A 13,202-nucleotide genomic window follows, 5' to 3' on the forward strand; every position below is an offset into this window, starting at 1 on the left:
GCCATGACGAATCCAGCCCCTTCCCACACCGGCCCCGCCAGCGACGACGCCGTTCCCCGCGCGCGACGCAGCGCCGCCTGGTTCGCCGTCGCCGCCCTCGTCGCCGTGCTCGGCGGCGGCGCCTGGACCCTGGGCCGCAAGGCCTCGGCCGCCACGCCCGAGGCCAAGGTGCCGCCGGTGCTGGTGACCACCGCGCCGGTGCGGGCGCAGGACGTGCAGGTCTACCGCAGCGGCATCGGCACCGTGGCCTCGATGGCCACCGTCACCGTCAAGGCGCGCATCGACGGCCAGCTCGACAAGGTCGGCTTCGTCGAGGGCCAGGACGTGAAGGCCGGCCAGATGCTCGCGCAGCTCGATCCGCGCACCCTGCAGGCCCAGCTCGCGCAGGCCCGCGCCACCCAGGCGCGCGACCAGGCGCAGCTCGGGAATGCGCGCGCCGACCTCGCGCGCTACACCACGCTGATCGCGCAAGACGCGGCCACGAAGCAGCAGCTCGACACCCAGAAGGCGCTGGTCGGCCAGCTCGAGGCCACGGTGCAGACCGATGCCGCGCAGGTGCAGTACGCCCAGGTGCAGCTGAGCTTCACGCGCATCGACGCGCCGATCGACGGCCGCGTGGGCGCGCGGCTGGTCGACCCCGGCAACATCGTCCATGCGGCCGACACCGGCGGGCTGGTGGTCATCAACCAGATCGACCCGATCGCGGTGCAGTTCACGCTGCCCGAGGACGCGGTGCAGGACATCAACCGGCTGCAACAGAAGGGCGCCGCGCCGCTCGCGGTGGTGGCCTACGACCGCGCCGGCACGCAGCAGCTGGGCACGGGCAAGCTGATCCTGCTCAACAACCAGATCGACACCACCAACGGCACGGTGCAGCTCAAGGGCAGCTTCGCCAATCCGCAGCACACCATGTGGCCCGGCCAGTACGTCAACGTGCGGCTGCAGCTCGACCGCCGCGCCGGCGCGCTGACCGTGCCGGCCGCCGCGGTGCAGCGCAGCCAGGACGGCACCTACGTCTGGGCCGTCGATGCCGAGAACAAGGCCAGCTCGGTGCCGGTGCACGTGGTGCAGATCGCCGACGGCACGGCCGTGCTCGACCAGGGCGTGGCCGCCGGCCAGCGCGTGGTGGTCGACGGCCAGTACAAGCTGCGGCCAGGCGCCACGGTGGCCGAGAACAGGACCGCGGCCAAGGCCGCGCCGACGGCCGCCGCGGCCGGCGGCAACAACGCGAGCGGGGTGCGCAATTGAGCATTTCCGCCGCCTTCATCAAGCGCCCGATCGGCACCACGCTGCTCGCGCTGGCCATCCTGCTGGTCGGCGCCGCGGTGTTTCCGCTGCTGCCGGTGGCGCCGCTGCCGCAGGTCGACTTCCCGACCATCCAGGTCTCGGCCAACCTGCCGGGCGCCAGTCCCGAGACCATGGCCTCGAACGTGGCGCAGCCGCTGGAGCGCCAGTTCTCGCTGATCGCGGGGCTGACGCAGATGACCTCGACCAGCGGCCTGGGCAGCACCCAGATCACGCTGCAGTTCGACCTCGACCGCAGCATCGACGCCGCCGCGCTCGACGTGCAGGCGGCCATCAACGCCTCCACCGGCCAGCTGCCGGCCAACCTGCCGAGCCCGCCGACCTTCCGCAAGGTGAATCCGGCCGACTCGCCGATCCTGATCCTGTCGGTGCAGTCCAAGACGCTGCCGCTGACCGAGGTCAACGACTACGCCGACAACATCCTCGCGCAGCAGATCTCGCAGATCTCGGGCGTGGGCCTGGTCAACATCGGCGGCGCGCAGAAGCCGGCCGTGCGCATCCAGGTCGACCCGGCCAAGCTCGCGGCGCTGGGCCTGAGCCTGGAGGACGTGCGCACCGTGCTGTCCTCGGCCACCGTGAACGCGCCCAAGGGCACGATCGACGGGCCGAACCAGAGCTTCACCGTCTACACCAACGACCAGCTGCTCAAGGCCCAGCCCTGGAACGACGTGGTGCTGGCCTACCGCAACGGCGCGCCGATCCGCGTGCGCGACCTCGGCGTGGCGGTCGACGGTCCCGAGAACGCGAAGATCGCGGGCTGGGCCTATGCCGGCGCCGCCGCGCCCGCGGGCAGCACGGTGCAGAACGGCCGCTCGATCGTGCTGGCCATCACCAAGCAGCCCGGGGCCAACGTGATCGAGACGGTGGACCGCATCAATGCCGCGCTGCCGCGGCTCAAGGCCTCGATCCCGCCGACGGTGGACGTCAACGCCATCATCGACCGCACCCAGACCATCCGCGCCTCGGTCAAGGACGTGGAGTTCACGCTGCTCCTGACCATCGTGCTGGTGGTGGCCGTGATCTTCGTGTTCCTGCGCAACGTGGCGGCCACGCTGATCCCGAGCGTGACGGTGCCGCTCGCGATCCTCGGCACCGTGGCCATGATGTACCTGCTGGGCTACAGCCTCGACAACCTCTCGCTGATGGCGCTGACCATCGCGGTCGGCTTCGTGGTCGACGACGCCATCGTGATGCTCGAGAACATCTACCGCTACGTCGAGGAGGGCATGGCGCCGCTGGAGGCCGCCTACAAGGGCGCGGGCGAGATCGGCTTCACCATCGTCTCGATCTCGGTCTCGCTGATCGCGGTGTTCATCCCGCTGCTGCTGATGGGCGGCATCGTCGGGCGGCTGTTCCGCGAGTTCGCCGTCACCGTCACCCTGACCATCGTGGTGAGCGTGGTGATCTCGCTCACGCTCACGCCGATGCTGTGCTCGCGCTTCCTCAAGAACGAGCATGCGCGGCGCCACGGGCGGCTGTACCTGCTGTGCGAACGCGGCTTCGACGCCATGCTCGACGGCTACAAGCGCGGGCTGCACGTGGTGCTCGACCACCAGTTCATCACCTTGATGGTGTTCATCGCCACCGTGGTGGCCACGGGCGCGCTGTTCGTGGTGATCCCGAAGGGCTTCTTCCCGCAGCAGGACACGGGCTTCATCTCGGGCTTCGCCGAGTCGGCGCAGGATGCCTCCTTCGCCTCGATGAACGCGCGCATGCTCGAGCTGGCCGACGTGGTGCGCAAGGACCCCGACGTGACCGGCTTCGGCATGAACGGCAGTTCGTCGACCTACAACACCGGCAACTTCTTCATCAGCCTCAAGCCCAAGGACGAGGGCCGCACCGCCAACGCCGACGAGATCATCGCGCGGCTGCGCCCGCAGCTCGCGAAGGTGCAGGGCGTGAACCTGTTCCTGCAGGCCGGGCAGGACATCCGCGTGGGCGGGCGCTCCTCGCGCACGCAGTACCAGTACACGCTGACCGACTCGAACCTCGACGAGCTCAACACCTGGGCGCCGCGCCTTTTGGCCAAGCTGCGCCAGGTGCCCGAGGTGACCGACCTCGCGACCGACCAGCAGAACGCCGCCGCCTCGGCCGTGCTGACCATCGACCGCGACCGCGCATCGAGCTTCGGCATCTCGCCGGCCGCGATCGACGCCACGCTGTACGACGCCATCGGCCAGCGCCAGGTGGCGCAGTACTTCACGCAGCTCAACAGCTACCACGTGGTGCTCGAGGTGACGCCCGCGCTGCAGCAGGATCCGGCGCTGTTCGACAAGCTCTACCTGAGCGCACCGGCCACCGGCCAGCAGGTGCCGCTGTCGACCTTCGTGAAGGTCGACACCAGCAAGACCGCCTACCTCTCGATCAGCCACCAGGGCCAGTTCCCGGCCGTGACGATCTCGTTCAACCTCGCGCCCGGCGCCTCGCTGGGCCAGGCGGTCGACGCGATCAAGGCCGCGCAGTCCGAGATGGGCATGCCGCAGTCGCTGACCGGCGCCTTCCAGGGCACGGCCCAGGCCTTCCAGGATTCGCTGGCCTCGCAGCCCTACCTGATCGCAGCGGCGCTGGTGGCGGTCTACATCGTGCTGGGCCTGCTCTACGAGAGCTACATCCATCCGCTGACGATCCTCTCGACCCTGCCCTCGGCCGGCGTGGGGGCGCTGCTGATCCTGATGGCGGGCGGCTACGACCTCAGCGTGATCGCGCTGATCGGCATCATCCTGCTGATCGGCATCGTCAAGAAGAACGGGATCATGATGATCGACTTCGCGCTCAAGGCCGAGCGCGAGCAGGGCATGAAACCGCACGAGGCGATCTACCAGGCCTGCCTGCTGCGCTTCCGCCCGATCATGATGACCACCATGTGCGCGCTGCTCTCGGGCCTGCCGCTGATGCTGGGCCACGGCTCGGGCTCCGAGCTGCGCCGGCCGCTGGGCTACGCCATGGTCGGCGGGCTGGTACTCTCGCAGGCGCTCACGCTGTTCACCACGCCGGTGGTCTACCTCTACCTCGACCGCGCCCACTACTGGTACCTGCGCCGCAAGGAAGCGCGCATGGCACGCAAGGCGGCCAAGGCCGGGCAGGCACCCTCGCAGGCGCAGGCGCATTGAGCACCGGAGACCACGCCACGCCATGAAGATCCTGATCGTCGAAGACGAGTTGAGAACCGCCGACTACCTCTCGAAGGGGCTGACGGAGCAGGGCTGCGCGGTCGACATGGCGCACAACGGCATCGACGGCCAGCACCTGGCGCTCACCCACGACTACGACGTGATCGTGCTCGACGTGATGCTGCCGGGCCAGGACGGCTTCTCGGTGCTGCGCGGGCTGCGCGCCGTGAAGCAGACGCCGGTGATCATGCTGACCGCGCGCGACCGCGTGGAGGACCGCGTCAAGGGGCTGCACGAGGGCGCCGACGACTACCTGGTCAAGCCCTTCTCGTTCCTCGAGCTGCTGGCGCGGCTGCAGGCGCTGAACCGGCGCGGCCGCAAGCAGGAGCCGATGCAGTTGCGCATCGCCGACCTGCAGATCGACCTGCTCGCGCGCAAGGCCTTCCGCGGCGCCACCCGCATCGACCTCACGGCCAAGGAGTTCGCGCTGCTCGCGGTGCTGGCGCGGCGCCAGGGCGAGATCCTCTCGAAGACCGCGATCGCCGAGCTGGTGTGGGACATGAACTTCGACAGCAACACCAACGTGGTCGAGGTCGCGATCAAGCGGCTGCGCGACAAGATCGACGTGCCTTTCTCGCCCAAGCTGCTGCACACCATCCGCGGCATGGGCTACGTGATGGAGCTGCGCGAGGACGGCGCCACGCCATGAAGCGCTCGATCGCCGCGCGGCTGGTGCTGATGTTCGCGGCGGCGGCGCTCGCCACCTTCGCGTTGATCGGCGCGGCGCTGCAGGGCGTGCTGCTGCGCGAGCTCGAGCGCCACCAGTACGAGGAGCTCGACACCACGGTCAAGAGCCTGCAGTTCTGGATCCAGGCCATCGGCACGCCCGAGCGCTGGCCGCGCGTGCAGGCGCGCATGGACGCGCTCACGCCCGAGGACGGCAGCACCCGCTTCTGGGTGCTCAGCGACGACCCGCGCTTCCAGTACGGCAAGGGCATGGCCGAGATCGACGCCCTCACGCGCGAGACCGGCCGCAGCCTGCTGCTGCCCGGCGAGGAGAAGCCCTACCGCACGCTGTCGGCCCACATCCCGCCGTTCGAGCAGCGCCCGGCCGTGCGGCTGATCGTGGGCAAGAACACCGAGCCCTATGCGCGCACGCGCCGCACCTTCCTCACGGCGCTGGTGTCGCTGGGCCTGGGCGCGGTGCTGGTGGTGGCGGCCGCCGGCTACTGGATCGCGCGCGTCGGCCTGCGCCCGCTCGACCAGCTCTCGCGCGAGGCGCAGGCGCTGCGGCCCAAGATGCGCTCGCAGCGGCTGCGCTCGGGCGCGCTGCCGGTCGAGCTGTCGGGGCTGGCCGAGGCCTTCAACGGCGCGCTCGCGCGGCTCGAGGAGGCCTACGGCCAGCTCGAGGCCTTCAATGCCGACGTGGCGCACGAGCTGCGCACGCCGCTGGCCAATCTGATCGGCAGCACCCAGGTCGCGCTCTCGCGCCAGCGCAGCGCGCCGCAGTTCGAGGAGGTGCTGCAGGCCAACCTCGAGGACCTGGAGCGGCTGCGCTCGATCGTCAACGACATGCTGTTCCTCGCGCGCGCCGACCGCGGCGAGGTCGCCACCGGCCTGGTGCTGACGCCGGTGGCGCAGGAGGTGCGCAAGACCATCGAGTTCTTCGAGTTCGTGCTCGAGGAGAGCGGCGTGCAAGTCGAGATCGAGGGCGACGTGCTGGCGCAGGCCCAGCTCGAGACCGCGCTGTTCCGCCGCGCCATGTCGAACCTGCTGCAGAACGCGATCGAGCATTCGCCGCCGGGCGCGCGCATCGCGGTGCGGCTGCGCGAGACGCCCGCGGCAACCTGGATCGGCGTGTCGAATCCCGGCGCGCCCATCGCCGAGGCGCACCTGCAGCACCTGTTCGACCGTTTCTACCGCGTCGATGCCGCGCGCAACGACGGCGGCGAGCACCATGGCCACGGGCTCGGGCTGGCGATCGTGCGGGCCGTGGCCAGCATGCATGGCGGGCAGGTCGCCGCGGCCAGCGCGGACGGCGTGAATACCTTCGAATTCAGCGTCGCCCGGCCGGCGGCCTGAACCCGTCGCGCGGGGGCCGGCCATGACCCCCGGAACGCGCCGCAACCCGCATGGCCAATGGCCTCCCGGCGACAGGCCCTTGCGCCATGCCGCAGAATCCATGCCGCCCATGACCACGTCCGCACCCTCTTTCGCCATCACGGAGCCGTTGCCATGGCACAGCTGATGTCGCTGCTGGTGCAGAACGCGATCCTGGTGGTGTTCGCCGCCAGCTTCGCCGCCCGCCTGGGCCTGCCGGTGCCGGCGGCCGCGGTGCTGGTGGTCACCGGCGCGCTGCTCGCGGCCGGCGACATCTCGCTGGCCGGCGTGGTGCTCGCGGCGGTGGCGGCCAACCTGCTGGGCGACGGCGCGTGGTTCTATGCCGGGCGGCGCTTCGGCTACCGCTTCATGCGCCTCTTGTGCCGGATCTCGCTGGCGCCCGACTCCTGCGTGCGCCGCGGCGAAGCGCTGATCGGCGACTGGGGCGGCCTGTCGCTGGTGGCCGCCAAGTTCGTGCCGGGCGTGTCGGTGGTGGCGCCGCCGATGGCGGGCGCGCTCGGCATGTCGGTGCCGCGCTTCATCGGCTTCGACATCGGCGCCGCGCTGATCTGGACCGGCCTGTTCCTCGGCCTGGGCTGGGGCTTTCGCAACCAGATCCAGGACGTGCTCGCGGTGATGGCGCAGGCCGGCGGCATCGCCACCATGGCCCTGGGCGCGCTGCTGGTCGTGTTCCTGGTGGTGCGCTGGTGGCGCCGCCGCGCCTTCATGCGCCTGACCGGCATGCCGCGCATCTCGGTCGACGAGCTGCACGAGATGCTCGCGGGCGACGAGCCGCCGCTGGTGATCGACGTGCGCGGCGCGGCCGGCCGGCAGGTCGATCCGCGCCGCATCCCGGGTGCGCTGTCGTACACGCTCAAGGCGCTGCAGCAGCGCGGCCTCGACCTGTCGGCCGCGGCCGGGCGCGACGTGGTGCTGTACTGCAACTGCCCCAACGAGGTGTCGGCCGCGCAGGCCGCGCGCGTGCTGCTGGCACGTGGCGCGCGGCGCGCGCTGCCGCTGACCGGCGGGCTCGATGCCTGGGTGGCCTCGGGCCGGCCGACCTCGCCGCACTGAGCCAGGCCCGGGCCCTGCGCGCCTGCCGGCGGGGCGGTGGTAGTCTTCGCGCCCGACATGAACCTGCGCACCAAGATCGTGGCCCTGGCCGTCGCACCGCTGCTGGTGGCGCTGGTGCTGGTCGCGCTCGCCGTGCGGCACCAGGAGCACGACCTCGCGCAACGCGAGCGCGCGCTGATCGAGCAGAGCTACATGACCCAGCGGCGCAACGAGCTGCGCAGCTACGTCGACCTCGCGATCAGCATCGTCAAGCCGCTGTACGACGCGGGCCAGGACGACGAGGCCACGCGCGCCGAGGCACTGCGCCGGCTGGCCGCGCTCGACTACGGCGACGACGGCTACTTCTTCGTCTACGACCTGCAGGGCCGCTCGCTGATGCATTCGCGCCAGCCCGACCTCGTGGGCCAGGACCTCTGGGGGCTCAAGGACTCGAAGGGCCGCTTCACGATCCAGGACCTGATCGCGCGCGCGAAGGAGGGCGGCGGCTACGTCGAGTACGAATGGCGCAAGCCCTCGAGCACGCAGCGCGCGCCCAAGCTCGGCTACGTGGTCGCGCTGCCGCGCTGGAACTGGATGGTGGGCACCGGCCTGTACCTCGACGACATGGAAGCCACCATGCAGTCGCTCGACCGCCAGATCAGCGCCAACGTCACGACCACCCTGCTGTGGATCGCCGGCATCGCCGCGCTGTGCCTGGGCGTGGTCAGCGCCGGCGGCCTGCTGCTCAACCTCAGCGAGCACCGCGTGGCCGAGGCCAAGCTGCGCCTGCTCGCGCGCCGCGTGGTGCAGTCGCAGGAGGAGGAGCGCGGCCATCTCGCGCGCGAGCTGCACGACGGCACCAGCCAGACCCTGGTGTCGGCCAAACTGCTGATCGAGTCGGCCGTCGATGCGCTCGACCGCGCGCGGCATCCCGCGCCGCCCGCGCTGGGCAAGGCGCTGCAGCGGCTCAACGATTCGCTGACCGAGGTGCGCCGCATCTCGCACCGGCTGCGTCCCGCGCTGCTCGACACGCTGGGCCTGCCGGCCGCGCTCGAGCGGCTGGTCGACGAATTCGGCGAGGAGGGCCAGGGGACGACCGCCGCCTCGCTGATGGTCGAGGGCGAGCCCTTCGAACTCTCGCAGGAAGTGAAGACCGCGCTGTTCCGCACCACGCAGGAGGCGCTGACCAACGTGCGCAAGCATGCGCTCGCGCACGAGGTGCACATCGCGCTGGCCTTCGGCGAGCGCGAGGTGCGGCTCGAGGTCGGCGACGACGGCATCGGCTTCGACGTCGATGCCGTGCAGCTCGATCCGCGGCGCGGCATCGGCCTGCGCAACATGCGCGAGCGAGTGGCCTCGATCGGCGGGCAGCTCGTGGTGCGCTCGGGCAGCGGGCGCACGCGCATCGTCGCGATCGTGCCCGCCGCGGCCGCGCGGGCCGTGCCACCCCTTTCCCCCTCCACCTGACGAACTCCCCGACGATGACGACCGCCAAGGCCCGCACCCCGGCTCCGATCCGCATCTTCCTGGTGGACGACCATCCGCTGGTGCGCGACGGCCTGCGCGCGCGGCTCGGCGCGCTGCCCGGGCTGGAGATCGCGGGCGAGGCCGGCAGCGCGGCCGAGGCGCTCGCGCAGATGGACAGCGTGCGGCCCGACCTGCTGCTGGTCGACATCGGCATGAAGGACATGAACGGCATCGAGCTGGCCGCGCTGCTGCTCGAGCGCGAGCCCGCGCCGCACGTCGTGATGCTCAGCATGTACGACAACCCCGAGTACGTGCAGCGCGCGCTGCAGGCCGGCGCGCACGGCTATGTGCTGAAGGACGCGCCCGCGTCTGAGATCGTCGCGGCCATCGAGGCCGTGTCCGCGGGCGGTACCTTCCTGAGCCCGGCCGTGTCGAGGAAGCTGTTCCGCAACCAGACCCCGCGCCCGCTGCTCACGCCGCGCGAGAGCGAGATCCTCGCGGCGCTGGGCCGCGGCGAATCGAGCAAGCAGATCGCGCGCGACCTCGGCCTGAGCGTGCGCACGGTCGAGGCGCACCGCCAGAGCATCAAGCGGCGGCTCGGGATCGAGGGGCAGGCCGAGCTGATCAAGTATGCGGTGGAGCATGCGAGGGAGTTCGAGCGGCGCTGAATGCGCCGCAAAAGTTCCCGTTGGCACGCACTTGGCGCGAGCTTCGGAGTTTCCGAACGAAACGGACGTAAACGAATGAGCGCCGGCGTCGCGCCGACCGCACAACCCGCGCCCGCATGAGGTAGAACCGCAGCCTCGCCGCGCGGGGATGGATCGCTCCGGACCCGTGCATCGTTCACGTTGCCTCGCTTTCGCGTGCGTGCCGGCCGGAGGCCGGCGTAGCGCCCGTTAAATTCGAGCCGGTGCGCCCCCGCCGCTTCGCCGCGCGGGGGCGTCACCGAACCGTCATCTCAATCCACAAGGAATCACTCGTTTTGAACAAGACCGACCTCATTGCCGCCATCGCCAACGACACCAGCCTGAGCAAGGCCGACGCCGCGCGCGCCCTCGACGCCGCCCTCGACAACCTCTCGCGCGCGCTCGCCGGCGGCGACACGGTGCAACTGATCGGCTTCGGCACCTTCGCGGTGACCAGCCGTCCCGAGCGCACGGGCCGCAACCCGTCGACCGGCGAACCCCTGACCATCAAGGCCAGCAAGGCCCCCAAGTTCACCGCCGGCAAGGCGCTGAAGGACGTGGTGAACGGCGCGGCACCGCAGGCCTGATCCCGTGCCCCGCGGCGCGCCGCGCGCGCGCCCCACCCCCAGCCCTCCGCGGGCCCGCGCATCCGATGCGCGTGGAGCGCGGAGGGTTTGCTTTTGGCGCGCGCGCATTCGCGCTAGAGTGCGCGCACGTCCACAAGACCCGCCCTCGACATGCCAGACGCACGCGCGCACCACCCCGGCCACCGCATCCCGAAGCAACTGCATCGCTTCCTTGCCGCCGGGGCCTGCGCGGTGGCGATCCTGGCCGCGGGCTGCGCGAGCCGGCCCACTTCGCCCTCCTCGCCCTCGACCCCGACCGTGCGCAGCTCGCCGCTGAGCGACGAGCAGTCGAACAGCATCGCGATCCACGCGCTCGGCCTGGTCGGCACGCCGTACCGCTACGGCGGCAACACGCCCGCCGGCGGCTTCGACTGCAGCGGCCTGATCGGCTATGTCTACCGCGAGAGCGTGGGGCAGGCCGCGCCGCGCACCGTGGCGCGCATGGCCTCGTTCGGCCAGAGCGTGCCCACCGCGGAGATGCGCACCGGCGACCTCGTGATCTTCGGCGCGGGCACGCCCACGCATGCCGGCATCTACGTCGGCGCCAACCGCTTCGTGCACGCACCCTCGACCGGCGGCGAGGTCCGGCTCGACCGGCTCGACGGCATCTACTGGTCGCGCCAGCCGGTGCAGGTGCGCCGGCCCGGGTAGGCCCTCGGGTTTTCCATTACGCAAAGCCACGCGCCCCGCCTGCGCGGTGCGACGGATGGCAGCGCGCGCGTGTCCGGCAAGACTCCCGGGGTTCGACAAATCCGAGGAGACAAAGCATGCAGAGCATCCGCCGCCACCTGGTGTGGCTCGTCATCGCGGTGTTCGGCGCGTTCGCGCTGGGCACCGTGGCCCTGAGCCGGGGGGAAACGATCAACGCGATCTGGGTGGTCGCCGCCGCGATCTGCACCTACCTGATCGCCTACCGCTACTACAGCCTGTTCATCGCCGACAAGGTGCTGGGCCTGGACGGCAACCGCAAGACGCCGGCGCACCGCCACAACGACGGCCTGGACTACGTGCCGACCGACAAGAACGTGCTGTTCGGCCACCACTTCGCGGCCATCGCGGGCGCGGGCCCGCTGGTGGGGCCGGTGCTGGCGGCGCAGATGGGCTACCTGCCCGGATTGCTGTGGGTGCTCGCGGGCGTGGTGTTCGCGGGCGCGGTGCAGGACTTCATCGTGCTGTTCATCTCCACGCGCCGCGACGGCCGCTCGCTCGGCGACCTGGTCAAGCAGGAGATGGGCGTGGTGCCCGGCATGATCGCGCTGTTCGGCACCTTCATGATCATGATCATCATCCTCGCGGTGCTGGCGCTGATCGTGGTGAAGGCGCTGGCCGAATCGCCGTGGGGCACCTTCACGGTGGCGGCGACGATTCCGGTCGCCGTCTTCATGGGCCTCTACCTGCGCTACATCCGCCCGGGCCGCATCGGCGAGGTGTCGATCATCGGCTTCGTGCTGCTGATGCTCGCGATCTTCGGTGGCCAGTGGGTGAGCCAGGACCCGGTCTGGGGCCCGGCCTTCACCTTCGACGGCAAGGCGCTGACCTGGATGCTCGTGGGCTACGGCTTCGTCGCCGCGAGCCTGCCGGTGTGGCTGCTGCTCGCGCCGCGCGACTACCTGTCGACCTTCCTGAAGATCGGCACCATCATCGCGCTGGCGATCGGCATCGTGGTCGTGGCGCCCACGCTGCAGATGCCCGCGGTGACGCAGTTCGCGCAGGGCAACGGCCCGGTGTGGTCGGGCAACCTGTTCCCGTTCCTGTTCATCACCATCGCCTGCGGCGCGGTGTCGGGCTTCCATGCGCTGATCTCCTCGGGCACCACGCCCAAGATGCTCGACAACGAGCGCCATGCGCGCTTCATCGGCTACGGCGGCATGCTGGCCGAGTCCTTCGTCGCCGTGATGGCGCTGGTGGCGGCCTCGTGCATCGAGCCCGGCATCTACTTCGCGATGAACAGCCCCGGTGCCCTGATCGGCACCACGGTGCAGCAGGCGGCGCAGACCATCTCGGGCTGGGGCTTCGTGGTCACGCCCGAGATGCTGCTGCAGACCGCCAAGGACGTGGGCGAGACCACCATCCTGGGCCGCGCCGGCGGCGCGCCCACGCTCGCGGTCGGCATGGCGCACATCCTGCACCAGGTGATCGGCGGCCAGGCCATGATGGCCTTCTGGTACCACTTCGCGATCCTGTTCGAGGCGCTCTTCATCCTCACGGCGGTCGATGCCGGCACGCGCGCGGGCCGCTTCATGCTGCAGGACCTGCTGGGCAGCTTCGTGCCCGCGCTCAAACGCACCGACTCGCTGCCGGCCAACCTGGTCGCGACCGCGCTGTGCGTGGCGGCCTGGGGCTACTTCCTCTACCAGGGCGTGGTCGATCCGCTGGGCGGCATCAACACGCTGTGGCCGCTGTTCGGCATCTCGAACCAGATGCTGGCCGCGGTGGCGCTGCTGCTCGGCGTGGTGGTGCTGTTCCGCATGAAGCGCGAGCGCTATGCCTGGGTGGCGGCGGCGCCGGCCGCGTGGCTTTTGGCCTGCACGCTGACCGCGGGCTGGCAGAAGATCTTCTCGAGCGATCCGAAGATCGGCTTCCTGTCGCATGCGGCCAAGTACAGCGAGGGCCTGGCCAACGGCGTGCTGGTGGCACCGGCCAAGACCACGGCGGCGATGGAGCGCATCGTCTTCAACGACCGGCTCGATGCCGCGCTGTGCGCGCTCTTCATGTTCGTGGTGCTCAGCGTGCTGGTCTACAGCATCAAGGCCTGCATCGCGGCGCGCGCGGCCAACCGGCCGACCGCGCACGAGACGCCGTTCGAGCCGATGGGCGGCGCGGTCGCGGCGCGCGGCGCGCACTGAGGCCGGAGC

The 13,202-nt window shown here is 70.7% G+C and carries 10 protein-coding genes; all 10 read left to right on the plus strand.

Features of this window, described 5'->3' with window-relative positions; translation table 11 throughout:
* The first annotated feature begins 3 nt into the window (after positions 1-3).
* The 10 genes from ACEN9J_RS27445 to ACEN9J_RS27490 all read left to right on the plus strand — a co-directional run bounded on the left by ACEN9J_RS27445 (position 4) and on the right by ACEN9J_RS27490 (position 13,193).
* Complete coding sequence (locus ACEN9J_RS27445) at positions 4-1,248, plus strand: efflux RND transporter periplasmic adaptor subunit (protein WP_413762571.1); 1,245 nt, start codon at positions 4-6, stop codon at positions 1,246-1,248.
* A complete protein-coding gene (locus tag ACEN9J_RS27450) occupies positions 1,245-4,415 on the plus strand; it encodes an efflux RND transporter permease subunit (protein WP_413762572.1) in 3,171 nt (1,056 codons plus the stop codon). Before ACEN9J_RS27445 ends, ACEN9J_RS27450 begins: the two co-directional genes overlap by 4 nt.
* Before the next feature lie 22 nt (positions 4,416-4,437).
* Positions 4,438-5,124: a heavy metal response regulator transcription factor gene (locus ACEN9J_RS27455; protein WP_057597212.1), complete on the plus strand. Its 687-nt coding sequence runs from the start codon at positions 4,438-4,440 to the stop codon at positions 5,122-5,124.
* On the plus strand, positions 5,121-6,497 hold the full coding sequence (locus ACEN9J_RS27460) for a heavy metal sensor histidine kinase (RefSeq protein WP_057597213.1): 1,377 nt from the start codon (positions 5,121-5,123) through the stop codon (positions 6,495-6,497). The genes ACEN9J_RS27455 and ACEN9J_RS27460 overlap by 4 nt, the downstream gene beginning before the upstream one ends.
* 153 nt (positions 6,498-6,650) lie before the next feature.
* On the plus strand, positions 6,651-7,589 hold the full coding sequence (locus tag ACEN9J_RS27465) for a VTT domain-containing protein (RefSeq protein WP_413762573.1): 939 nt from the start codon (positions 6,651-6,653) through the stop codon (positions 7,587-7,589).
* Between the two features lie 57 nt (positions 7,590-7,646).
* Positions 7,647-9,035, plus strand: a complete 1,389-nt coding sequence (locus ACEN9J_RS27470) for a cache domain-containing protein (RefSeq protein ID WP_413762574.1) — start codon at positions 7,647-7,649, stop codon at positions 9,033-9,035.
* 14 nt (positions 9,036-9,049) lie between these two features.
* Complete coding sequence (locus ACEN9J_RS27475) at positions 9,050-9,703, plus strand: response regulator (protein ID WP_057597216.1); 654 nt, start codon at positions 9,050-9,052, stop codon at positions 9,701-9,703.
* A gap of 314 nt (positions 9,704-10,017) precedes the next feature.
* Entirely contained in the window at positions 10,018-10,308 is a 291-nt protein-coding gene (locus ACEN9J_RS27480; protein WP_057597217.1) for an HU family DNA-binding protein, read from the plus strand.
* A 150-nt stretch (positions 10,309-10,458) separates the two neighbouring features.
* Positions 10,459-10,998, plus strand: coding sequence for a C40 family peptidase (locus tag ACEN9J_RS27485; protein ID WP_296728331.1), 540 nt, complete (start codon positions 10,459-10,461; stop codon positions 10,996-10,998).
* Between the two features lie 116 nt (positions 10,999-11,114).
* Entirely contained in the window at positions 11,115-13,193 is a 2,079-nt protein-coding gene (locus ACEN9J_RS27490; protein ID WP_057597218.1) for a carbon starvation CstA family protein, read from the plus strand.
* Positions 13,194-13,202 lie beyond the last annotated feature (9 nt).

This window comes from Variovorax sp. Varisp41, assembly GCF_047325085.1.
In the GTDB taxonomy this organism is placed as follows: Bacteria; Pseudomonadota; Gammaproteobacteria; order Burkholderiales; family Burkholderiaceae_C; genus Variovorax.